The organism is Stenotrophomonas sp. YJH_SMC_131, assembly GCF_059367975.1.
Map to the genome: position 1 here is coordinate 412,472 of NZ_JCAFRJ010000002.1, position 21,923 is coordinate 434,394.

Sequence of the window (21,923 nt, forward strand, 5' to 3'; positions counted from 1 at the left end):
CGCGGGGGTCAATTCACCAGCCGCCGGGACGCCACTGCAGCTGCGCGTCGTGGGCCTGCAACCAGGCCTGCAGGGCAGCTGCGATGACCACGTCGGCGGCGGCAAGCAGCTGCGCTCCATCGAAGACCAGCGGCAGCTGGGCGCGTCGCCAGGGGGCAAGGTGTTCGCGTTGCAGGCAGTCCTTCAGCGCATGCGAATGCTGGCGACCGGGCAGCAGGATGCGTTCGCCGCCCACACGCGCACGGACCTGGAGCGGCCGTTCGAAGGCCTCGGCGCCGTGCAGGTGCAGCTGACCGCCATCGGGCAGCGCCAATGGCGCGCGTCCATCCCATCCGGCCTGCCAATCATGGGGAAGCGCCGGCAGTTGCGCGGGCAGGAGATAGGCGTGATCGCGCCATTGCTGGATGGCATGATCGTGCCAGCGCACCCGCGCCTGGCGATCGTTGCTGGCTGGTAGCAGCTCGTCCAGCGCCTGCTGCAGCACCGTGGCCGGCAGTGGGGCGGCCCCATGGCCGATCACCCAGGCACGCAGCACGCGCGCGGCGCGGCCCGGTGACACCTGGCGCAGCAGCTGCAGCGACAGCACACGCGGTGCCACCTCCAGATGCACGATCAGCTCGGCGTCCTCCTCGTCCAGCAGTTCGCGGGTCTGCCGGCAATGCAGGGCGCTGCCCGCCAATGCCGCGGCGGTGTGCGGCCAGCGCTGGCGCAGCAACGGCAGCACCTGCAGGCGCAGGAAATTGCGATCGGCGTGGTCGTCGGCGTTGCTGGGGTCTTCAACCCAGCGCAGCGCGTGCTGGTGCGCGTAATCGAGCAGCGCACGGCGCGGCACCGCCAGCAGCGGTCGCCACACACGGTGTTCGCCTACGCGGCTGTCTGCGGACATCGCGGCAAGACCATCGACGCCGGAGCCACGCAGGGCACGCAGCAGGAAGGTCTCAGCCTGGTCGTCCAGGTGCTGCGCCAGCGCCAGTGTTTCGCCGTCGCGCAGTTCGGTGGCGAACGCGGCGCGTCGCGCCTGCCGTGCTGCGCCTTCGAGGCCCAGGCCCGATGTGGGGTCGATCTGCACGCGATGCACGGCCAGTTCGATGCCCAGCGCTGCGCATTGCTGCTGGCAATGCAGCACCCAGTCGTCCGCATCGGGGTGCAGGCCATGGTGCACGTGCACCGCGCGCAGCGCCGTGCCGGAGGCCTTGGCGCTGCGCCACAGCCAGTGCAGCAGCACGGTCGAGTCGACACCGCCGCTGTAGCCCACCAGCAGTGGCGCATCCAGCGGAACGAGGGCAGGGAAGGCAGTCACGGCGGCAAGTATAGGGTTGCTCGGCAGGGCTGCGCCCTGCACCCGCTACGATCCAGAGCAACGGCAACGGCAACGGCAACAGCAACAGCAACAGCAGAAGCTGGTTTCCTGAGGGTGGGCGGGGTGGGTCCGGTTGCGGGAGACGCCGTAAACCCCCAGGCCGGCCCAGCCGCTGGCGGCTGTGCGTTCGGGCGCTTGCGAAGCAGTGCTTCGCAAGCAAAGCGCCCTCACCCATGGGGGCTTGGCCGCGGCATCCATGCCGCGGACACTCCCGCAACCGGACCCATCCCGCCTTTGGCAGTTTCCTGCGAACTGTCGGAATGGCTCTTGGGGTCAGATCCGTTTTCCTGCGGAAAACGGATCTGACCCCGTATTCAATTCGATATCTGAGAGAAAAATCGTGTCGACCAAGCTCGACACCTACCAGGAGCAACAGCAACCGCCGTGGTTGCCGGCCGCCCCGCCATCCCACGGAATGCACGCTGTTGCTGTTGCTGTTGCTTCGGCCGTTGCCGTTGCATCGGCAGGTGCAGGGCGCAGCCCTGCCGAAAAACCTACTTCACCCGACGGCCCGCGCGGTCGATGCGGAACCACTCCCCGCCTTCCATCGGCGTGTGGCCATCGGCATCCGGCGTGCCGCGCCGACAGCCGTTGCAGACCTCGGCCACGCCATCCTGGAACGGCCACCCGAAATCGAAGGTGCCGGGCACCACCTGGCGGAACGTCAGGTCGAAGTAGCCGACGCGGTTGCCGACGCGGCCGCGCAGCCGGCCTTCCTGCGGTGTTTCCGGGCCGTTGTCCCAGGTCAGCACAGGCAGGCTGCGGCCCTTGCGGTCGACGTAGTGGAAGCCCTGGTCGGCATACACCACGGCCAGGCCGTGGTCGTCGTAGTTCAGGTTCTTCAGCGCATCGGCGCTGATCTTCGGCCGGTGATCGACCACCTCGCAGTTGGGCAGCGGCCACAACCCGTGTTCGTCGGTCAGCAGCTGGCAGGCCGGCGCCTGCGCCAGCGCGCTGGAACCGGCCAGTACGCCGAGCAGGACCAGCGACCGCGCGAAGCGGCCGCGGTCGAGGCGGGCCTGCCGCACGATCACTTGGCCTCGGCCTTGCGCTCGAAGGCCGTCGGTGCCGGCAGCTGCACCGGCACGCCCTTGTCATCGCAGGTGCCGGCCTGGCACAGGCGCTCGCGCAGGGCCGGGGTGGCCTGCACGATCATGTGGTAGATCGCGTTCTGTTCCAGCGTGCCGCGGATCGCCTTGCTGCCCGGGCCACGCGCCCAGATGCCGACATCCTCACCACCGTGCGATTCGGACTTCATCGGCACCAGTGCTTCCTGCATGTAGTCCGGATGCTCGGTGTCGACCTCGCGCAGGTTCGGGCGGCCGTTGGCCGGTTCGAAGCTGCTCGGGTTGTGCGGGTAACGCTTCGGGCCGGCCGGCTGCTGGTTGCTGCTGCCGGTATGGCCCGGGCCGTTGGCATAGCTCAGCGTGGTGTACGGCTGGCCGGTGCCGTCCAGCGCGTAGTCCAGCTTGCCGGCACCATCTTCGCCGCCCTTGTCCTTCACCTTGCCCAGGATCGGATTGCCACGTGCCGGGTAGCCGACGAAGTTCAGCGTATGCGAGTGGTCGGCGGTGACGATGATCAGGGTGTCGTCGGCCGAGGTCAGCTCGTTGGCCACGCGCACCGCGTCGGACAGCGCCACGGTCTCGGTCAGTGCACGGAAGGCGTTGCCGCTGTGGTTGGCGTGGTCGATGCGCGCGCCTTCGATCATCAGCACGTAGCCTTCCTGGTGCCTGGCCAGATTCCTGATCGCTGCAGCCGTCAGTTCGGCCAGGCTCGGCTCACCGCCCGGATCCTGCGGGCGCTCGTATTCGTAGCGCATGTGGTCCGGTTCGAACAGGCCGAGGATGGCCGGCGCATTGGCGGCCGCCGCCAGCTGCTTGCTGTTCCACACGTAGGCACCCTGCGGGTGCGCCTGCTGCCATTCCTGCACCAGGCTGCGGCCATCCAGGCGCTGGCCGACCTTGTCGTCGTATTCCGGATCGCGCTCTTCCACGGTGGTGAATTCACCGCGACCGCCGCCGAGAGCGACCAGCGGGCCGCGCCCATAACGCGAGGTCGACAGCAGCTGCTGTGCGATGTCCTTGCAGCCTGCAGCCTTGGCCGCTTCAGTCAGGTCGGTGTCGTTTTCCCAGTTGCGCTCGGGCGAGTGCGCGTAGGTGGCGGCGGGGGTGGCATGGGTCAGGCGCGCGGTGGACACCACGCCAGTGGCCAGGCCGGCGCTGTCGGCCAGCTGCAGCCAGGTCAGCAGGCCCTTGGACAGGCTGTCGGCGCAGTCGGTGCGGCTGCCGGCGCTGACACCGATCGCGCCCATGTGGGTCTTCACGCCGGTGGTGATGGCGGTCATGGTGCCGGCCGAATCCGGCGTCTGCGAATCGGTGTTGTAAGTCTTGCTGAACGCCGTGGCCGGGAAGCGCTCCCAGGACAGCAGGTTCTCCTCGCCCGAGCCACCCTTCTGCTGGCCTTCGTAGATGCGCGAGGCGGCCACGGTGGTCAGGCTCATGCCGTCGCCGAGGAACAGGATGACGTTCTTCGCCTTGCCGGACATCGCGCCGTTGGCGGCGGCCTGGGCGGCGCCACTGCGGTACCACCATTGCGGGGTCTCGCCGGCCGGATGGGCGACCGGGTCGACGGCGACCTTCAGGCCGGCCGGGGCAGAGGCGGGGGTGGTGCTGGCGCAGGCGCCCAGCAGCAGGGTGGTGGCGCAGGCGGCCAACAGGGAGACGGAACGGCGCATGGACGCTGGGATCTCACAAACTGTAACGGGACGTTCATTATGCCCGCCCCTGCAAGGCACGCCGATGACACACTGATTTGCCGGCCGGGCGGTCGTTCTGCGGGCCGCCTTGGGCTATCGTGCCAGCATCCCTTCCTTCCCCTCTGGATTGCCTATGAAGCTGGTCTCTGCCTGGCTGCGGATTCCATTCTGGCAGCGCGTGGTCGGTGGCTTCGTGCTCGGCGCGCTGGCCGGCTGGGCGCTTGGCCCGGCCGCGGAAACGTGGTTCGGCCCGCTCGGTGAGCTGTACGTCACCCTGATCAAGATGATCGCCGTGCCGCTGGTGTTCTTCGCGGTCATCAACGCAATCTCGTCGCTGCACGGGCAGAAGTCGGTCGCCGCGCTCAGTGGCCGCACCTTCCTCTGGTTCGTGATCACCGCGGCGCTGGCGGTATGCGTTGGGCTGGGCGTGGGGACCGTGCTGCAGCCCGGTGCCGGCGGGCTGCAGCTGACAATGGCCAGCAACTACGTGCCGCGCGAAGTGCCCAGTGTGGTGCAGGTGCTGCTGGACGTGGTGCCGGCCAATGTCTTCTACGCGCTGTCCGGCATCGGTACCAAGGTCAATGCGGCCGGTGAGACTGTGCTGGCGGCCGGTCGCGGCTCGATCCTGCCGGTGATCTTCTTCGCAGGCCTGGTGGGCTTTGCCATCGTCAAGCTGGGCGAGAAGGTGACCGAGGCGCGCAAGCTGGTCGGCCAGATGAGCGACATCATGATCCAGGTGACCCGCTTCGTGCTGGAAGTCACCCCGATCGGTACCTTCGGCCTGATCGCCGGCCTGGTCGGCAGTTATGGCTTCGAAAAGCTGCTGCCGCTGGGCCATTTCGTGCTGGCCCTGTACGTGGCCTGCGCCCTGCACATCGTGGTGGTCTACAGCGCGCTGCTGCTGGCGCACGGCCTGAACCCGCTGAAGTTCTTCCGCGGCGCGGCGCCGGGCATGCAGGTGGCCTTCGTCAGCTCGTCCAGCTTCGCCGCGATGCCGGTGGCGCTGCGTTCGATCACCCACAACCTGGGCGTGAACAAGGACTACGGTTCATTCGCGGTGCCGCTGGGCGCCAGCATCAAGATGGATGGCTGCGGCGCGATCTATCCGGCGCTGTGCGCGGTGTTCATCGCGCAGTACAGCGGTGTGCCGCTGACCCCGGAGCAGTACGTGGTGGTGCTGATCGCCTCGGTGCTGGGCAGCTTCGGTACGGCCGGCGTGCCGGGTACCGCGGTGATCATGGCCACGGTGGTGCTGAGCGCAGCCAACCTGCCGCTGGAGACCATCGGCTATCTGTATGCCATCGACCGCATCCTCGACATGATGCGCACGATGACGAATGTGACCGGCCAGATGCTGGTGCCGGTGATCGTGGCCAAGGAAACCGGGCTGCTGGACCAGGCGGTGTATGACAATCCGTCCAGCAACGTGGGCGTGGACGATCCTGACCCGACACCGCCACGCAGCTGAGGTTGCGTGGAGATGAAAGGCCCGCCCTGACCGGCGGGCCTTTCGTTTGGGAGATGGCTGACGCGCTGCCGGCCGTGGTAGATCCACGCCATGCGTGGATGGAGGCGGTGCCGACCAAGGTCGGCAGCTACCCACCATTACGCGGGCCCAACAAAAAAGCCGCTGCAGGGCAGCGGCTTTGCTTTGCGTATCAGGCGGCGCTGTGACGCCAGCCGGTCAGAGGTCGACCCGGCGGGCCTGCATGAACTTGTTGCCCCAGTAGCCACTGAGCAGGGTGTCCACGCGGACGTCCTTGCCCGAGCTCGGCGCATGCAGGAAACGGCCATCGCCGACGTAGATGCCGACGTGGTCGACGCGGCCCTTGCGGCCGAAGAACACCAGATCACCCGCGGCCAGCGCGGTGCGGTCGTTGATCAGTTCGGCATTGTCATCGTGGGCCATCTCGCGCGAGACGCGCGGAAGTTCGATGCCCAGGGCCGAACGGAACACATAACCGACCAGGCCGCTGCAGTCGAAACCGCTGTCCGGGTTGCTGCCACCCCAACGGTACGGGGTGCCCAGCAGGGTCATCGCGCGGCGCAGCAGCGACTGCACCTTGCCGTTGTCGGCGGCGGTGCCGACGACGCTGCCATTGGCGGCGCTGCTGGTGTCGTAGTTGGCGAGCAGGCGGCTGAGGTCGCCGGCCACCACGGCCGAGCGGTCCATCAGCGGAATGGTGTCGTTGGCGGCCAGGTGCGGCAGCAGGGCGGCCAGCGTGGCACTGGCGGCGGCATCGACGCGGCTGCGCTGCGGAGCGGCAGCCTCGGCCTTGGCGGCCGGTCGGGCGGTGCTCTCGGCCACCGGGGCCGGGGTCACATCGGAACGGTTCGGAGCAGTCTGCGACCAGGCCGGAAGGCTGGTCAGACACAGTGCCAGGCCAAGCAACAGCGGGCGGGCACTACGTGAAGATACGGAAGTCTGGCCTTCGCTTTTCAGGTCGTCAGTCGTCACGCGTCGGTCACAGGAAAAAACGATGGGGCATCATGCCCTGTAAAAGCGCGGATAAGTTAAAAATTCCGTTAGTAATTCGTTAGTTGCACAGTGATGTTCGTCACAGTTTTGAATATATCGCCTGTTCATTTTAGCGAAGGACGCGTTTCGCCCCTGTGTAGTGGTCCTTCCAGTAGGGACCGCTGAGCGAGTCCAGGCGCACGGTGCCGCCGGTGCTCGGCGCATGCACGAAACGCCCTTCACCTACATAAATACCGACGTGGGTGACGCTGCCGCGGCTGCCGAAGAACACCAGGTCGCCGGTGGCCAGGCGCTGCGGGTCGATCTTCGGGCCCTGCACCGCCGCCAGGTCGCGGGAGGTGCGCGGCAGCCGCAGGTCCAGCATCTCGCGATAGACATAAGCGACCAGGCCGCTGCAGTCGAAGCCCGAATCCGGGGTGTTGCCGCCATAGCGGTAGGGCGTGCCGACCAGGCTGATGGCGCGCATCAGCACCGAGTTGGCAGCCTCGGGGTTGTCCGGCACGGTCTTTGGCCAGTTCGCCGTGGGCGGGGGCGGGGCCGGGCGGGTGGCCTTGCCACCGCCACAGGCGGTCATCAACAGGGGCAGGGCCAGCAGCAGGGCCGGGGCGAGAAACCGGCGCTGGCCGGACGAAACTGGCGTGATGTGCATGATCTCCGGATAATGCGCCACCTTGGATTGGCCGTCATGATGGCGGCGTCCCCGCCGGGCGACAACCCGCCCCAACCCGCCTGCCTCCGGCAGATCCAGACAGAGTTGCGCATGAAGATCGAAAAAGACCGCGTTGTCCGCTTCCACTACACCGTTTCCGAAGTCGGCCAGGAGCCGATCGAATCGTCCAAGGACCGCGGCGAGCCGCTGGCGATCCTGATCGGTCACGGCAACATCATCCCGGGCCTGGAAAACGCCATGATGGACAAGGAAGCCGGCGCGACCTTCAACGTCGACGTCAAGGCGGCCGATGCCTACGGCGAGCGTCGTGAGGGCCTGTCCCAGCGCGTGCCGAAGAAGCACTTCGGCAATACCAAGCTGGCGCCGGGCCAGCAGGTCGTGCTGCAGACCAACTTCGGCCCGCGTGCGGTGACCGTGCAGAAGGTCGGCATGAGCGTCGTCGACGTTGACCTGAACCATCCGATGGCTGGCAAGGACCTGCACTTCGACGTCGAAATCGTCGACGTGCGCGAAGCCGGCAAGGAAGAGCTGGACCACGGCCACGTCCACGGCGACGGCGGTCACCAGCACTGATCGCAGCGCGATCGTGATGGCAGCAATGGCCCGCTTCGGCGGGCCGTTGCGTTTCTGGAACACGCCGCGGCCATCCATGGTGCACGGGCCGGCGGCATAATGGCGGACCTGCCTGACGGACGCCCCGTGAACGCCGCTTCTCCTTCCCTGCAGCCGGTGGCTTCCGGCGAACGCATCGCCGTGCTGGACGTGCTGCGTGGTGCTGCGCTGCTGGGCATCCTGCTGATGAACATCGAGGCTTTCAGCGGCCCGCTGGACCTGGCCTTCACCGGCATTGACGTGCACTGGCGGGGCATCGATTACTGGGCCGACGCCTTCGTCTATGTGTTCGTGCAGGGCAAGTTCTTCACCCTGTTCTCGCTGCTGTTCGGTGCCGGCTTTGCGGTGATGGCACAACGCGCCGAGGTGGCCGGGCGCGACTTCACCCCGTTCTACCTGCGCCGCAGCGCCGGCCTGCTGCTGATCGGCCTGTGCCATGCACTGCTGGTCTGGTCCGGCGACATCCTGGTGATGTATGCGCTGGTCTCGTTGCCGTTGCTGGCCTGCCGCGAGGCGCCGCGCAGCTGGCTGCCGTGGATGGGCGTGATCGTCTACCTCGGCGGTGTAGCGATGATGCTGCTGGTGGGTGCGATGGTGTCGATGGCGTCGGCCGAAGAGGTGCAGGGCATGCTTGCCGAGGCGCAGCAGAGCATCGACCTGCAGCGGCAGGTGTACGGGCAGGGCAGCTGGGCGCAGGCCACTGTGCAGCGCCTGAGCGAGTTCGGCACCTCGATGGGCGCGTTGCTGATCAGCGGCCCGGAAGTGCTGGGCATGTTCCTGCTCGGCAGCTGGTTCGCCGGCAGTGGCGCGCTGGCGACGCCGGAGCGCTTCCCGCGGCTGTACGCGTCGCTGCGCTGGATCGCACTGCCGCTGGGGCTGCTGGTCACGCTGCTGGGGGTTGCCTGGAAACCCTACCTTGCACCCGGCGCCTACAACCTGCCGGTGACCGCGGCGATGGCCCTGGTCACGGTTGGCGGGCTGCCGATGTGCCTGGGCTACCTGGCGTGGATCGTGCACTGGCGCACGCGGCTGGCGTGGCTGGCGCCGGTGGGGCGCATGGCGTTGACCCACTATCTTGGCCAGTCGCTGCTGTGTACCTGGACCTTCTACCACTACGGCCTGGGCAGGTTCGAGATGATGCCGCGCAGCGTGCAGCTGCTGTTCGCGCTGCTGTTGTTTGCCGTGCAGGTGGCTGTTTCGCACGCGTGGCTGGCGCGCTTCCGCTTTGGTCCGATGGAATGGCTGTGGCGTGCAATGACCTACCGGCAGTGGCCACCGATGCGGCACAGGACGAAGCAGGGGTGAGCGATGAGCGCGCACGCGCTGTGCCGATCGGCCGCGCGCCCGCGCATCCTCACGTCTGGCCTGCAGCGGGGCATGGCATGCTCGGCCTCAGCATGAGCGCCGGCATCGGCCAGCGGATCGCCGATCTCGTCTGCGGCCACACGCCAGCGATCGATCCTGCCCCTTACCGACCCGAGCGATTCCGATGAGCACTGCATCCTATGATTACGACCTGATCGTCCTTGGCGGCGGCTCCGCCGGCCTGGCCGGCGCGATCCGCGCCGCGCAGCACGGCAAGCGCGTGGCAATGCTGGAACCCGGCGAACTGGGCGGAACCTGTGTCAATGTCGGCTGCGTGCCGAAGAAGGCGATGTGGCTGGCGGCCGACCTGCACGAGCGCATCGGCCTGGCCAATGCGATGGGCTTCGATGTCGAGGCACGCCCGGCGCTGTCGTGGAAGGAACTGGTGATCCATCGCCAGGCCTACATCAGCAACATCCACACCAGCTACCACAAGCGCCTGGACGAAACCGGCGTGGTGCGCATTCCGGCACGTGGCCATCTGCTTGATGCGCACACCGTGGCCTGCAGTGATGGCGTGCACTACAGCGCCGAACACATCCTGATCGCCACTGGCGCGCATCCACTGCGTCCGGATATTCCCGGCGCGGAGCTGGGCCTGGTCTCCGACGATTTCTTCGACCTGCGTGCGGCGCCGGCCGAGGTGGCGATCATCGGTGGTGGTTACATCGCGGTGGAGCTGGCTGGCCTGCTGCAGGCGCTCGGCAGCCGCGTGAGCCTGCTGGTGCGCGGCAAGCGCCTGCTGGAGCGCTTCGATTACGAGCTGACCGATCAGCTGGCCGAGAACCTGAAACAGCAGGGCGTGCGGATCCATTTCGACTATCGCCTGCGCGAACTGCAGCGCGATGGCGAGCGCGTGCGGGCGTTCGGCCATGACGGCCCGATCGACAGTGTGTTCGATGCGGTGTTCTTCGCTGCCGGCCGCCGCGGCAACAGCCGTGGCCTGGGTCTGGAAGCGCTCGGCATCGACATCGGCGAGCACGACCAGGTGCAGGTGGACGAGTGGCAGACCACCCGCGTGCCGAGCGTGCACGCGGTCGGTGACATCGCCGGCAAGGTCGGCCTGACCCCGGTGGCGGTGGCCGCTTCGCGGCGGCTGATGGACCGCCTGTTCGGGGGGCGCCCGCAGTCCAAAATGGATTACGAGAACGTGGCCAGCGTGGTGTTCTCGCATCCGCCGCTGGGCGCGGTGGGCATGAGCGAGGAAGAAGCGCGCCGGCGTTTCGACCAGGTGAGCGTCTACCACAGCCGCTTCCGCCCGATGCTGCAGGCGCTGGCCAATGGTACCCAGCGCAGCCTGTTCAAGATGGTCTGTGCCGGCCCGGAAGAACGCGTGGTAGGCATCCACCTGCTGGGCGAAGCGGCCGACGAGATCCTGCAGGGCTTTGCGGTGGCGGTGAAGATGGGCGCGACCAAGGCCCAGTTCGACGACACCGTGGCGATCCACCCGACCTCGGCCGAAGAAGTGGTGCTGATGCGCTGAGCCGGGATGTTGTGGGGCCGAGCCCTGCTCGGCAGCCTTTCGCCCCGGCCTGGCGACGCCGAGCGCAGGCTCGGCTCTACAGGGCAGCGGGCGCCCCCATGCGACAATGAGCGTCCCCCACGCCTTACCGGGCCGCTCTGCGCGGCCCGCCGTCGTCCTGATGTCCACTCCCGCTTCCCGCATCGCCACTGCTTCCCCACGCATTGCGCTGGGCGGCATCGGCCTGGCGGCGATCGGCGCCATCGCCGCGTCGGGCAAGGCGATCATCGTCAAGCTCGGCCTGCGCCACGGCGTCGATGCCACCACGCTGCTCGCCCTGCGCATGCTGATGGCGCTGCCCCTGTTCGCGTTGATGGCAGCGTGGGCCGCGCGCCGGGCCGAGCCGTTGTCCTGGGCCGACCGTGCCCGCGTGCTGTGGCTGGGCTTCACCGGCTACTACCTGTCCAGCCTGCTCGACTTCCAGGGACTGCAGTACATCAGCGTGACCCTGGAGCGGCTGATCCTGTACTTGAACCCGACCCTGGTACTGCTGATCAACGTGCTGCTGGCGCGCCAGCGGCCGGGCCGCTGGCAGATCGGTGCGCTGGTGCTGAGCTACCTCGGCGTGCTGCTGGCCTTCGGCCACGATCTGCATCGCGAGGGTGGGCAGATCATCGTCGGCAGCCTGCTGGTGCTGGGCAGTGCCCTCAGCTATGCGCTGTACCTGTTCGGCAGTGGGCAGGTGGTCGCGCGCATCGGTGCGGTGCGGCTGACCGCCTATGCCAGTTGCGTGGCCAGCGTGCTGGTGCTGCTGCATTTCGCGGTGACCCATCCGCTGCCGCTGCTGTGGCAGGCACCGGCGCCGGTGCAGTGGCTGTCGTTGGTCAATGCCACCGTGTGCACGGTGCTGCCGGTGCTGGCGATCATGCTGGCGGTGCAGCGCGTGGGTTCGTCGCTGGCCGCGCAGGTCGGTATGCTGGGCCCTGTTTCCACCATCGTGATGAGCCTATGGCTGCTCGACGAACCGATGGGGCCGGCGCAGATCGCCGGCACCGTGCTGGTGCTGATCGGCGTTCTGCTGGTGACCCGCCTGCGGCGCTGACGCCGGAGCAGGCGCGTGCGCGCATCCTGGCGGTGATCCGCGCAATCCCGGCGGGGCAGGTGATGGGCTACGGCCAGGTGGCGATGCGCGCGGGCCTGCCCGGGCGTGCACGCCTGACCGCACGCATCCTGGGCCAGAACGACGACCCGGACCTGCCCTGGCACCGCGTGCTGCGCTCGGACGGGCGCATTGCCATGGAAGAAGGGTCGGCCGGCTGGCGCGAGCAGTCACAACGGTTGCGCGCCGAGGGTGTGCGGGTGGAGAACGGCCGGGTGCGGATGCCGGCGACCGATCCGGCGGCGGCGCTGGACGCAGCGGTGTGGGGCCCGGGCTGAGCACCGCTGGCGACTGAACAGGCCGGACCTGCGGGTCGCCAACAAGACACGATGCTGCGGCTATGATGGAGGCCGTTCCATGCCGGTGCTCCCATGTTCCCGCGACTGCCAACCGTCACCAAGGCCCTGCTGATCGCCAACGCGATCCTGTTCCTGCTGCAGCAGCCGTTCCTGCTCGGCATGCAGACCTTCGAGCCGTTCATGCTGCAACCGTTGCAGCAGGGCTTCGACGCGTTCTCGCCGGGTGGCAACTTCCAGCCTTGGCAGCTGCTGACCTACGGTTTCCTGCATGGCAGCTTCGGCCATCTGTTCTTCAACATGCTGGCGGTCTTCATGTTCGGCGCGCCGCTGGAGCAGACCTGGGGCGAGAAGCGCTTCCTGCTGTACTACCTGGTGTGCGTGGCCGGTGCCGGTGTCTGCCAGCTGCTGGTGGGTACGCTGCTGGAAAACCCTGCCACGGTGCTGGGCGCCTCCGGCGGCGTGTTCGGCCTGCTGCTGGCCTACGGCATGCTGTTCCCGAACCAGCGGGTGATGCTGCTGTTCCCGCCGATCCCGATGAAGGCGCGCACTTTCGTGATCCTGTTCGGTGTGGGCGAGCTGGTGCTGGGCATGACCGGCTGGCAGCCGGGCGTGGCCCACTTCGCGCACCTCGGCGGCATGCTGTTCGGCTGGTTGCTGATCCGCTACTGGCGCGGGCAGCCGCCGTTCAGGCGCCGCCCGCCCGGCCCACCGAAGCGCCCGAACCATCTGCGCAGCGTCAAATGATCCGAAGGATCATTTGACGCTGCAGGTGCCGACCGTTGGTCGGCACGCCTTCTCCCACGCGGGCAGGTGCCAACCCTGGCTGGCACGCTTTGAATGGGATCATTTGACGCTGCAGGTGCCGACCGTTGGTCGGCACGCCTCTACAGATCCTGCAACACCACCTGCGCCGCGTTGTGCCCCGGTGCACCGGTGACGCCGCCGCCGGGGTGTGTGCCCGAACCGCACAGGTACAGCCCGGGCAGGGCGCCACGATAGCCGGCCTGGCCGACCATCGGCCGTGCCGAGAACAGCTGGTTGGCGCTCAGTGCGCCGTGGAAGATGTCGCCGCCGACCAGGCCGAAGGTGCGTTCCAGATCCAGCGGCGACAGCACCTGCCGACCGAGCACGCTGGCGGTGAAGCCGGGCGCATGCCGTTCGACGGTGGCGATCATCAGGTCGGCCACGGTCTCCCGGTGATCGTCCCAATGGCGGCCTTCAGGCAACACCGGCGCCACATGCTGGCAGAACAGGCTGGCCACGTGCTGCCCGGGCGGCGCCAGCGAATCGTCCAGCGTGCTCGGAATCAGCATTTCCACGATCGGTTCGCGCGCCCAACCGTCGCGGCGCGCATCCAGCCAGGCGCGGTCCATGTAATCCAGGCTGGGTGCCATGATGATGCCGGCGCTGAGGTGATCGCCGGGCCCGGGCAGGGCGCGGAACTCCGGCAGCCGCGACAGCGCCACGTTCATCCGGAACGTGCCGGAACCGCAGCGCCAGTTCGCCATGCGTTCGCGTGTCGCGTTGGGTACCTGTGCCGGTTCCAGCAATTGTTCGTACAGCAGTTTCGGATTGACATTGGCGACCACCGTGCGTGCGCGCAGGATCTCGCCGTTGGCCAGTTCGACGCCCACCGCGCGGCCCTGTTCGATTCGCACGCGCTGCACGCCGGCCTCCACGCGCAGTTCCGCTCCGGCCTCGCGTGCCGAGGCTGCAATCGCCTGGCTGATCGCGCCCATGCCGCCGATCGCATGGCCCCACGCACCCTTCACGCCATTGCACTGGCCGAATACGTGGTGCAGCAGTACGTAGGCACTGCCCGGTGTATAGGGGCTTGCGTAGTTGCCGACGATGCCATCGAAGCCGAACAGCGCCTTGATCGGTTCGCTTTCGAACCAGCGATCCAGATACTCGGCTGCCGACAGCGTGAACAGGTCCAGCAGCTCCTGCCGTAGCGAGGCATCCAGCGTGGCCAGTTCACGACCAAGACGACCCATCTGCCACAGCGCAGGCAACGCGCGCCAACCACCCGCAACGCCGGCATCCGGTGGCGCGCGCAGGGCCCACGCGCGCAGCACATCGGCGAAGATCTCCAGGCGCGCTTCGTATTCGGGTAGCCGCTGCGCATCCCGCTCGGAGAACTTCGCGACCTCTGCCTGGGTGCGGCCCGGTGCCGACAGCAGGTAACGACCATCCTCCATCGGCAGGAAGTTGTTGACCGGGCGATTGATGATGCGCAGCCCATGCGCATGCAGTTGCAGGTCGTCGATCACCTTGGGCTGCAGCAGGGACACCGTGTACGACGCCACCGAGTTGCGGAAGCCGGGATGGAATTCCTCGGTGACTGCAGCACCGCCGAGAACGCCACGACGTTCCAGCACCAGCACCTTCTTTCCAGCGCGCGCCAGATAGGCCGCGCAGACCAGGCCGTTGTGGCCGCCACCAACGACGATCGCATCCCAGGACATCAACACCTCGCAAAAAGGGGACGGAGGGGATTAAGTCGCAATCTGCATCTGCACACGGGGCATGGGGAGAAACGACTTAATCCCCTCCGTCCCCTTTTTTGATTGCCGCTTCGATGGTGGCGATGTCGATCTTCTTCATCGGCATCATCGCGTTGAAGGCGCGCTTGGCCAATGCCTTGTCCTTGCTGGTCACGGCTTCGATCAACATGCGCGGGCTGATCTGCCAGGAGATGCCCCAGCGATCCTTGCACCAGCCGCATTGGCTTTCCTGTCCACCGTTGCCGACGATCGCATCCCACAGGCGGTCGGTCTCGGCCTGGTCCTCGGTCTGGATCTGGAAGGAAAACGCTTCACTGTGCTTGAACGCGGTGCCGCCGTTGAGGCCGACGCAGGGAATGCCGCAGACCGTGAACTCGACCGTCAGCACGTTGCCTTCCTTGCCATCCGGAAAGTCGCCGGGGGCGCGATGCACGGCGATCACCGCGCTGTCGGGCAGGATGCTGGCGTAGAAGGTGGCGGCCTCGAGCGCGCCGTTGTCGTACCAGAGGCAGATCGTGTTCTTGTGTGCCATGTCGGGGCTCCGCGATGGACGAAGCCGCAGCGATAGCACGCGCGGTGTTAACCCGGGATCGTGCTGCACCCGCAAAAAAGGGCGCCCGAAGGCGCCCCCTGTACTACGGGTAGTGCGCGTGGCTCAGCGCCAGACCTTGATCTGGTCGGCTTCGCTGCGCTGCATCGGCTGGCCGGCCTTGCAGCTGAAGGTGGCACCGAATGCCGGCAGGTTGGCCAGCGTGCCGTTGCTGCGCCACAGGCCCGGCGCGCGGATGTCGGCGGTCAGGCGGCGCACCGCCTCGTTCGGCGACAGCTGCTGTGCCCACAACGCCGACCAGGCGCGGAAGAAGCCCTGCTGCTGTGCCGGCTTGGCCTTCGGCTCCTGCGCGGTATAGGCCGCCCAGGCCAGTTCCAGACCGGCGATGTCGGCCAGGTTCTCTTCCTGGGTGAGCGTGCCGTTGACCTTGGCACCCTTCACGCCCGGGAAATCGTAGGCGCTGTACTGCGCGGCCACGCGGTTGCCAAGCAGGGTCCAGGCGGTCTTGTCGGCCGGGGTCCACCAGCTGCGCAGTTCGCCCTTGGCGTCGACCAGTGCACCCTTGGCGTCGATCGCACGGGTCAGCTCATGGCCGACCAGGCCACCGAAGCTGCCGAACTTGTCGGCGGCGTCGGCCTTGGCATTGAACACCGGGCCCTGCAGGATCGCCGCGGTAACGATCAGGCGGTTCTGTGCCAGGTCGTAGGCCAGCGACGGCTGCTGCGGCAGCACGTCCCAGCGGCGGTCGGCGTTGCCCTTGCCGATGCGCTTCATTTCCTCGCGGTGGCGCCAGGTCGACGCGATCAGCATGTTGCCGCCGAACGAACCGCGGCCCATCGGCTGCACGCTGTAGTCGAGGTCGCGCAACGGGGTGCCGATCTCGATCTTCAGCGCAGCCAGCTTGGCCTGCGCTTCGGTCTTGGCTTCGGCGCTCATCCAGCTGTTGTTCTTGACCGCCTCGATCTGCACTTCGCGCAGCTTGTCGACGATCCACGCCGCCTGGCGACGGTCTTCGGCCGACAGGTAACGGGCCGCATATTCGCGGCCGACCATCGGGCCGGCGGCCACGTTGATCGCCTCCAGCACGTCTTCCCAGCGCTGCGGCGGCAGCGTTTCGCCACGCAGCACGCGGCCACGGAATTCAAACTCCGCGTCGCGGTAGGCCTTGGACAGGTACGGTGCCATCGAGTCGCCCACGCGCCAGCGCAGGTAGGCCTTCCACTGGTCCGGCTTGAGCTTGGTGACCATGCCATCGAGCTGCTTGAACAGGCCCGGGTCGGCCAGCGAGACCAGGTCGTCGTCCACGCCCTGTGCCTTCAGGAACGCGTCCAGCTGCAGGTTGCGGTAACGGCTGTTGAGCTCCTTGGTGGAGATCGGCGCGTAGTTGTTGAACGGGTTGTTGATGCCGGCCAGCGACTGCGCATTGCGCGCCAGCTCGGTCTCCAGCGCGATCACCGCCTGCGATTCGGCATCGAGCCTGGCCGCCGGGGTGCCGGTCAGCGCCAGGATCTGCTTGACGTAGTTGCGGTAGCGCCCCATCAGCGCCACGGTATCGGCGTCGGTGCGGGTATAGAACGCCGGGTCCGGCAGGCCCATGCCGCCCTGCATGAAGTAACCGATGTGGCGGTCCAGTGCCTTCAGGTCGACGTCCGGGCCGAAGTTGAAGGCCACCGGGATGCCCACCTGGTGCAGCGCGGCGATCGAGGCCGGCACATCCTTGGCCTTCTTGATGGCGTTGATGCGGGTCAGTAGCGGCGCGATCGGGTTGGAGCCGTCCGCTTCCACGGCGGCTTCGTCCAGGCCGCTGGCCCAGAAGTCGCCCAGCAGCTTCTGCACGTTGCCCTGCGGCGACTTCATCGCGGCGTCGAGCAGTTCACGCTGCTGCTGGCGGCTGCGCTCGACCAGCTGGCCGAGCGCGGTGGTGGCACCGGTCTGCGGCACCGGGTTGGCCTTCAGCCAGCCTGCGTTGGTGGCGTCGTAGAAGTCGCTGCACTGGGCGCTGACGGCCGGGGCGCGCGCGGCCTTCTTCTTGGCGGCGAACGCATCGTGGGTCGGGACCAGCGTCGCCAGGCTGATGCCCAGGGCGATGGCAAGCGGACGGAAATTGGGCATGTGGAACGAATCCGTGATGGATTGAGGGCGCGCGCACTATAGCAAGCCGTGCATGGGCGCGGCATGCACGCGTCACGGTGGCGCCGCCGGGCCGTGCGCCGACCAGGGCCGGCATCTACCAACGGCCTGGGCCATGCGTGGATGACGGGCGCTGTGAAAAACAAAGGCCCGGGATTCCCGGGCCTTTGCAGGTCTGCCGCAGCGTCAGCCGTGGCTTACCAGATCACCACCTGCTGCTCGCCGGTGCGGGCCATCGGCGAACCGGCCTTGCACTGGAACGCGGCAGCGAAGGTCGGCAGGTTCGACGGCGCACCCATGGCGCGGAACTGCGCCGGGGCGTGCGGGTCGGTGGCCAGGCGGACCTTGGCGTTTTCCGGGGTGTACTTGGTGCGCCACACGGTGGCCCAGTTGAAGAAGAAGCGCTGGTCGCGGGTGAAGCCGTCGACCTTCGCATCTTCCTTGCCGGCGGTGGCCTTCTGCAGGGCGTCGTAGGCGGTGGCCAGGCCGCCCAGGTCGGCGATGTTCTCGCCCAGGGTCAGGTGGCCGTTCACTGCCTGGCCGTCGACCTTGTACTGGTCGAACTGCTTGACCAGCTTGCCGGTGAGGCCTTCGAAGTTCTTCTTGTCGGCCGGGGTCCACCAGTCTTCCATGTTGCCGGTCGGCCCGAAGCGTGCGCCCTGGTCGTCGTAACCGTGGGTCATCTCATGGCCGATCACCGCACCGATGCCGCCGTAGTTCAGCGCGTCGTCGGCCTTCGGATCGAAGAACGGCGGCTGCAGGATGGCGGCCGGGAACACGATCTCGTTCTGCAGCGGGTTGTAGTAGGCGTTGACGGTCTGCGGGGTCATGCCCCACTCGGTCTTGTCCACCGGCTTGCCGATCTTGGACAGGTTGAACTTGTAGTTGAACTCGTTGGCCGCGCGCACGTTGCCCAGGTAGCTGTCGCGCTGGGTCTGCAGGCCCGACCAGTCGCGCCACTTGTCCGGGTAACCGATCTTCGGGGTGAAGGTTTCCCACTTGGCGATGGCCTTGGCCTTGGTTTCCTCGCTCATCCAGCTCAGGCCCTGGATGCGGTCCTTCAGCGAGGCGGCCAGGTTCTTCACCAGTTCTTCCATCTTCGCCTTGGCTTCCGGCGAGAAGGCAACCTTCACGTACAGCTGGCCGAAGGCTTCACCGGCATCGTTTTCGATGGTGCCCAGCACACGCTTCCAGCGCGGCTTCTGCTCCTTCTGGCCGTTGAGGGTCTTGCCGTAGAACTCGTAGTTCTCCTGCACGAAGGCATCGGCCAGGTACGGCGAGGCGCTGTCCACGGTGTGGAAGCGCAGGTAGGCGCGCCACACCGACGGATCGGTGTCGGCCAGCGACTTGCTCACTTCCTCATGGAAGGCCGGCATGGCCAGCGAGAACTTCTCCGGCGCGGCCACGCCCTGCGACTTGAAGAACTCGGTCCAGCTGAAGTTCGGGGTCAGCTTGTCGGCGTCGGCCAGGGTGACCGGGTTGTAGTACAGCTCGACGTTGCGCGACAGCTCCACGCGCGACTTGGAGGCCTTGGCCAGGCGGGTTTCGAACTTGACCACGTCCTCGGCCTGCTTGGCTGCATCGGCCGCGGCCACGCCGGACAGCTCCAGCACCTTGGCGACATGCGCCTGATAGGCCTTCAGCTTGTCGGCGTTCTTGGCATCGGTGTAGTAGGTGGTATCCGGCAGGCCCAGGCCGCCCTGGCTGGCATAGGCCATGTTCACCCCGGAGTTCTTGAAGTCGGCTTCAGCGCCGAAGCCGAACAGGAGGTTGTCACCCTTGGCGGCGCTGGTGCGCAGGTAGTTGGCGATGGCCGCCTTGTCCTGCAGGCCGTCGATCGCAGCCAGGTCGGCCTTCAGCGGCTCGATGCCCTGGGCGTTGATCTTGGCTTCGTCCATGCCGGTGGCCCACAGGTCGCCGACGATCTTCTCGATGTGGTTCGGGTTCTTGACCTGCGCAACCTGTTCGGCCAGCTGGTGCTGCACGGCCACCGAACGCTCGTCGAGGATGGTGAACGCGCCCCAGCTGGTGCGGTCGCCCGGGATTTCATTGGCGGCCAGCCACTTGCTGTTGACGTAGTCGCCGAAGGCGGTGCACGCGTCCTTGGTGGTGTCCAGGTCGCTCGGCTGGAAGGCGTTGTAGGCCGGCAGCTTGCTGTCGTCCAGCTTGTAGGTGGTGGCTTCGGCGGTGGCCGGGGCGGGGGTCGCGGCATCCTTGGCCGGGGTTTCGTTCTTGCCGCAGCCGGCCAGCACGGCCGACACGGCCAGGCTGAGCAGGACGATCTTGGGAGTGCGCGTCATCACTATTCTTGGCCTCCAGGCCGAGTGAGTCAGGGAGAAGCCGCAGGTACGGCCGTGGGCCGAACGATACGCCGCCGGCCTGGCCTGCAAGGGTGTCGAAGGTCATGTCCGGGCGCAAGGGCCAGAACGTGCAAGGGCGCCCCGTGGGCGCCCTTGCAGGAAGCGGTGCGGCTTACAGGCCGCCGCCGCCGCAGCCCTTGCCCAGGTAGTCGTCGATCAGCCTGAGCTGGTCACCCATGATCGCGCGGGTCCAGGCGGGACCATGCGCGTAGTCGGCGATGGCGTGGAACTCGACCGGCTGCCCCGAACCCCTGGCCTTGTTCACGAACCACTCCGACTGCTCGATCGGCACCGTGCGGTCGCGGTCACCGTGGTAGACCATCAATGGAATCTTCATTTCACCGGCCTTGTCGACCGGGTTGAGGCCGGCCACGGTCGGCGCCTGGGCCTGGCGGAAGAACGGGTTGGTATAGAAGCGCGACCAGATCTTCTTGATGTCCGAAACGCCGGCACCGGCGATGGCGCACTTGTACAGGCCATTGGGACGCACCGAAGCCGCGAACGCCGAGTAGCCGCCATAGGAGAAGCCGAACATGGCGATGTGGCCGGGCTGGGCGATCTTCTGGTCGATCATCCACTGCGCGCCATCGTCCTTGTCGTCCTGCATCTTCTGGCCCCATTCGGCATCACCGGCCATCCACAGCTTGCGGCCCCAGTCGGCCGAGCCGCGGAACTGGGGGCGCAGGACCGCCATGCAGCGTGATGCCATCAGCGGTACCCACATCGAGCCGTCGAAGTCCATGCCATCGCGTGCCCACGGGCCGCCGTGCGGATGCACCACGGCTTTCCACGGGCCGGCACCGCACAGCTCGGTGCTGGGCGTGGTCAGGAATGCCGGAATGTCCAGCCCGTCGCGTGCCTTGTAGTAGACCAGCCGGGTGGTGCCCAGCGCGGCTGGCTGGATCTGCGGATAGGTCTTGGCCAGCAGGGTCAGCTTGCCGTCGTGCAGCAGGTGATACTCGGGCGGGTTGGAAGGGCCGGAGGTAGCCACCAGCACATTGGAAAGATCGGCGGTGTAGTCGACGATGCGGTAGCTCAGGCCTGTATCGTAGTTGGCGGTGTAGCGCTGGCCGTTCGCGGTATCGACCATCGCCAGCGGCTCCTGGCGGATGCCAAGCGCCTGGCGCAGCCCCTGGTCCAGGGCCTTCATGCGCGGAGAGGTCCACTGGATGTCGTCGCCGCGCGGACCGGCGTAGCCGATTCCCATGATCTCGCCGAAGGGTACCGCACCGCTCCGGTGGCGGTTGATCAGCATCGAGCCGGCGTTGAACAGTTTGTGCTCGAACAGCACTTCCTTCTGCTTGCGGGCCGTGATGTCGTACTCGTAGACGATTGATTTGTCGCGGCCGACATTGCTGAGTACGAACGCGATGTTCGGATCATCGGCAAAGCCGATCACCTGGTTGACGTCGCGGTTCTTCACGTAGGAGCGGAAATGCTCCTCCCAGGCACCGTTGGCAGGCGAGCGGAACTCGGTGGCGACGTAGGCGCCGGTACCGTCGACGTCCTGCCGCAGGCGTGCCCGCAGTTCACTGTCCAGGTCGGTGATATAGCCCGCCACGCGCTCTTCGGTCTTCTGGATGCGCTGGGAGGTGAAGTTGCGCAGGTCGACCTTGTAGACGTCACCGGAACTGCTGCCCGAACCGTTGACCACCAGGATGTGGTCGGGATCGTTGGGCAGGGTGTCGAGCACCGTGGCGTTGGCCAGTGCCTGCTCGAGCTCTTCATTGCGACTGGAGGCGCGCGGCGGCGTGATCGGCTCCTTCCACTGCTTGCCTTCGATGTCGGTGATGAAGAACTTGCTGACGAAGGTCTTGGTCACCCGGTCGGCGCGCAGGTCGTAGGGTTGCCACAGCACGACGGCCAGCTGTCCGTTCTTGATGAACGACACGCTCTGGAACTTCATGCGGTTGGCGCCGATCACCGTGGGTGGCTTGTCCAGTGCATCGGTCCGCCAAACCACGATCACGCGCTCCTCGCCATCGGCGCGAAGGCCGGCGATGTGTTTTCCGTCTGGTGACAACGACAGGCTGGAGATGGCCGGGAAGGCGGCCATCTGTTCGATGGTGGGCGCCACAGGCTTGGCGTGCAGCAACGGTGAAAGGCTGGCCAGGGCCGCCAGCAGCAGGGCTCGCTTCATTGCAACCTCGGAATGCGTTGGCACCGGCTTGCGGAGAATCCGGTGCCTGAAATGGAACCGCCGCCCCGAAGG

17 protein-coding genes and 1 pseudogene are annotated in these 21,923 nt (G+C 67.1%); 8 read left to right on the forward strand and 10 right to left on the reverse strand.

Translation table 11 applies throughout. The features are described 5' to 3' along the window. Positions 1-13 precede the first annotated feature (13 nt). The 3 genes from tilS to AC5P56_RS05705 all read right to left on the reverse strand — a co-directional run bounded on the left by tilS (position 14) and on the right by AC5P56_RS05705 (position 4,097). Positions 14-1,300 (reverse strand): tRNA lysidine(34) synthetase TilS, encoded by a 1,287-nt coding sequence (gene tilS / locus AC5P56_RS05695; protein ID WP_288496723.1) that lies wholly within the window; start codon positions 1,298-1,300, stop codon positions 14-16. A gap of 554 nt (positions 1,301-1,854) precedes the next feature. Continuing rightward, on the reverse strand, positions 1,855-2,394 hold the full coding sequence (locus tag AC5P56_RS05700) for a WG repeat-containing protein (RefSeq protein ID WP_495231487.1): 540 nt from the start codon (positions 2,392-2,394) through the stop codon (positions 1,855-1,857). After that, positions 2,391-4,097: an alkaline phosphatase gene (locus AC5P56_RS05705; protein ID WP_046431863.1), complete on the reverse strand. Its 1,707-nt coding sequence runs from the start codon at positions 4,095-4,097 to the stop codon at positions 2,391-2,393. The genes AC5P56_RS05700 and AC5P56_RS05705 overlap by 4 nt, the downstream gene beginning before the upstream one ends. 154 nt (positions 4,098-4,251) lie before the next feature. On the opposite strand from AC5P56_RS05705, the gene AC5P56_RS05710 reads away from it, so the two are divergent. Continuing rightward, entirely contained in the window at positions 4,252-5,586 is a 1,335-nt protein-coding gene (locus AC5P56_RS05710; RefSeq protein ID WP_014647927.1) for a dicarboxylate/amino acid:cation symporter, read from the forward strand. Positions 5,587-5,802: 216 nt separating this feature from the next. On the opposite strand, the gene AC5P56_RS05715 is transcribed toward AC5P56_RS05710, so the two are convergent. Together AC5P56_RS05715 and AC5P56_RS05720 are read right to left on the reverse strand one after the other, a co-directional pair. Next, positions 5,803-6,576: a C40 family peptidase gene (locus AC5P56_RS05715; RefSeq protein ID WP_005414115.1), complete on the reverse strand. Its 774-nt coding sequence runs from the start codon at positions 6,574-6,576 to the stop codon at positions 5,803-5,805. 130 nt (positions 6,577-6,706) lie between these two features. Beyond that, entirely contained in the window at positions 6,707-7,246 is a 540-nt protein-coding gene (locus AC5P56_RS05720; protein ID WP_026347086.1) for a C40 family peptidase, read from the reverse strand. A 111-nt stretch (positions 7,247-7,357) separates the two neighbouring features. On the opposite strand from AC5P56_RS05720, the gene AC5P56_RS05725 reads away from it, so the two are divergent. The 7 genes and pseudogenes from AC5P56_RS05725 (at position 7,358) to AC5P56_RS05755 (ending at position 12,908) form a co-directional block, all read left to right on the forward strand. Next, positions 7,358-7,840, forward strand: coding sequence for an FKBP-type peptidyl-prolyl cis-trans isomerase (locus AC5P56_RS05725; RefSeq protein WP_014647924.1), 483 nt, complete (start codon positions 7,358-7,360; stop codon positions 7,838-7,840). Between the two features lie 99 nt (positions 7,841-7,939). After that, positions 7,940-9,184, forward strand: a complete 1,245-nt coding sequence (locus AC5P56_RS05730; protein WP_288496722.1) for a DUF418 domain-containing protein — start codon at positions 7,940-7,942, stop codon at positions 9,182-9,184. Positions 9,185-9,210: 26 nt separating this feature from the next. Further along, a pseudogene (locus AC5P56_RS05735) lies at positions 9,211-9,372 on the forward strand (amino acid dehydrogenase); the annotation flags it as partial. Next, positions 9,369-10,727 (forward strand): glutathione-disulfide reductase, encoded by a 1,359-nt coding sequence (gene gorA, locus AC5P56_RS05740; RefSeq protein WP_049442360.1) that lies wholly within the window; start codon positions 9,369-9,371, stop codon positions 10,725-10,727. The pseudogene AC5P56_RS05735 and the gene gorA, both read left to right, overlap by 4 nt. Positions 10,728-10,887: 160 nt before the next feature. Then, positions 10,888-11,808: a DMT family transporter gene (locus tag AC5P56_RS05745; RefSeq protein ID WP_134809142.1), complete on the forward strand. Its 921-nt coding sequence runs from the start codon at positions 10,888-10,890 to the stop codon at positions 11,806-11,808. Then, complete coding sequence (locus AC5P56_RS05750) at positions 11,715-12,143, forward strand: MGMT family protein (protein WP_401730001.1); 429 nt, start codon at positions 11,715-11,717, stop codon at positions 12,141-12,143. Before AC5P56_RS05745 ends, AC5P56_RS05750 begins: the two co-directional genes overlap by 94 nt. A 93-nt stretch (positions 12,144-12,236) precedes the next feature. After that, on the forward strand, positions 12,237-12,908 hold the full coding sequence (locus AC5P56_RS05755; protein WP_126411223.1) for a rhomboid family intramembrane serine protease: 672 nt from the start codon (positions 12,237-12,239) through the stop codon (positions 12,906-12,908). 140 nt (positions 12,909-13,048) lie between these two features. Here the strand turns inward: AC5P56_RS05755 and AC5P56_RS05760 are convergent, their stop codons facing one another. The 5 genes from AC5P56_RS05760 to AC5P56_RS05780 form a co-directional block, all read right to left on the reverse strand. Then, on the reverse strand, positions 13,049-14,632 hold the full coding sequence (locus AC5P56_RS05760; protein WP_014647918.1) for a phytoene desaturase family protein: 1,584 nt from the start codon (positions 14,630-14,632) through the stop codon (positions 13,049-13,051). A 76-nt stretch (positions 14,633-14,708) separates the two neighbouring features. After that, positions 14,709-15,203 carry a VOC family protein gene (locus tag AC5P56_RS05765; protein WP_049442362.1) on the reverse strand — a complete coding sequence of 165 codons (495 nt, stop codon included), beginning with the start codon at positions 15,201-15,203 and terminating at the stop codon, positions 14,709-14,711. Positions 15,204-15,326: 123 nt separating this feature from the next. Beyond that, positions 15,327-17,333 (reverse strand): M13 family metallopeptidase, encoded by a 2,007-nt coding sequence (locus tag AC5P56_RS05770; protein WP_032957468.1) that lies wholly within the window; start codon positions 17,331-17,333, stop codon positions 15,327-15,329. 215 nt (positions 17,334-17,548) lie between these two features. Next, positions 17,549-19,651 carry a M13 family metallopeptidase gene (locus AC5P56_RS05775; RefSeq protein ID WP_032957470.1) on the reverse strand — a complete coding sequence of 701 codons (2,103 nt, stop codon included), beginning with the start codon at positions 19,649-19,651 and terminating at the stop codon, positions 17,549-17,551. A gap of 172 nt (positions 19,652-19,823) precedes the next feature. Beyond that, the gene (locus tag AC5P56_RS05780) at positions 19,824-21,851 is read right to left on the reverse strand and encodes an alpha/beta hydrolase family protein (protein ID WP_014647914.1); all 2,028 of its coding nucleotides are present in this window, start codon (positions 21,849-21,851) and stop codon (positions 19,824-19,826) included. Positions 21,852-21,923 lie beyond the last annotated feature (72 nt).

What these genes read in the sequence shown, in the direction of transcription:
- AC5P56_RS05705 (WP_046431863.1), bottom strand. Translation starts at nt 4,097, where the DNA reads ATGCGCCGTTCCGTCTCCCTGTTGGCCGCCTGCGCCACCACCCTGCTG.
- AC5P56_RS05710 (WP_014647927.1), top strand. Translation starts at nt 4,252, where the DNA reads ATGAAGCTGGTCTCTGCCTGGCTGCGGATTCCATTCTGGCAGCGCGTG.
- AC5P56_RS05720 (WP_026347086.1), bottom strand. Translation starts at nt 7,246, where the DNA reads ATGCACATCACGCCAGTTTCGTCCGGCCAGCGCCGGTTTCTCGCCCCG.
- AC5P56_RS05725 (WP_014647924.1), top strand. Translation starts at nt 7,358, where the DNA reads ATGAAGATCGAAAAAGACCGCGTTGTCCGCTTCCACTACACCGTTTCC.
- AC5P56_RS05730 (WP_288496722.1), top strand. Translation starts at nt 7,940, where the DNA reads ATGGCGGACCTGCCTGACGGACGCCCCGTGAACGCCGCTTCTCCTTCC.
- gorA (WP_049442360.1), top strand. Translation starts at nt 9,369, where the DNA reads ATGAGCACTGCATCCTATGATTACGACCTGATCGTCCTTGGCGGCGGC.
- AC5P56_RS05745 (WP_134809142.1), top strand. Translation starts at nt 10,888, where the DNA reads ATGTCCACTCCCGCTTCCCGCATCGCCACTGCTTCCCCACGCATTGCG.
- AC5P56_RS05750 (WP_401730001.1), top strand. Translation starts at nt 11,715, where the DNA reads ATGGCTGCTCGACGAACCGATGGGGCCGGCGCAGATCGCCGGCACCGT.
- AC5P56_RS05755 (WP_126411223.1), top strand. Translation starts at nt 12,237, where the DNA reads ATGTTCCCGCGACTGCCAACCGTCACCAAGGCCCTGCTGATCGCCAAC.
- AC5P56_RS05760 (WP_014647918.1), bottom strand. Translation starts at nt 14,632, where the DNA reads ATGTCCTGGGATGCGATCGTCGTTGGTGGCGGCCACAACGGCCTGGTC.
- AC5P56_RS05765 (WP_049442362.1), bottom strand. Translation starts at nt 15,203, where the DNA reads ATGGCACACAAGAACACGATCTGCCTCTGGTACGACAACGGCGCGCTC.
- AC5P56_RS05770 (WP_032957468.1), bottom strand. Translation starts at nt 17,333, where the DNA reads ATGCCCAATTTCCGTCCGCTTGCCATCGCCCTGGGCATCAGCCTGGCG.
- AC5P56_RS05775 (WP_032957470.1), bottom strand. Translation starts at nt 19,651, where the DNA reads ATGACGCGCACTCCCAAGATCGTCCTGCTCAGCCTGGCCGTGTCGGCC.
- AC5P56_RS05780 (WP_014647914.1), bottom strand. Translation starts at nt 21,851, where the DNA reads ATGAAGCGAGCCCTGCTGCTGGCGGCCCTGGCCAGCCTTTCACCGTTG.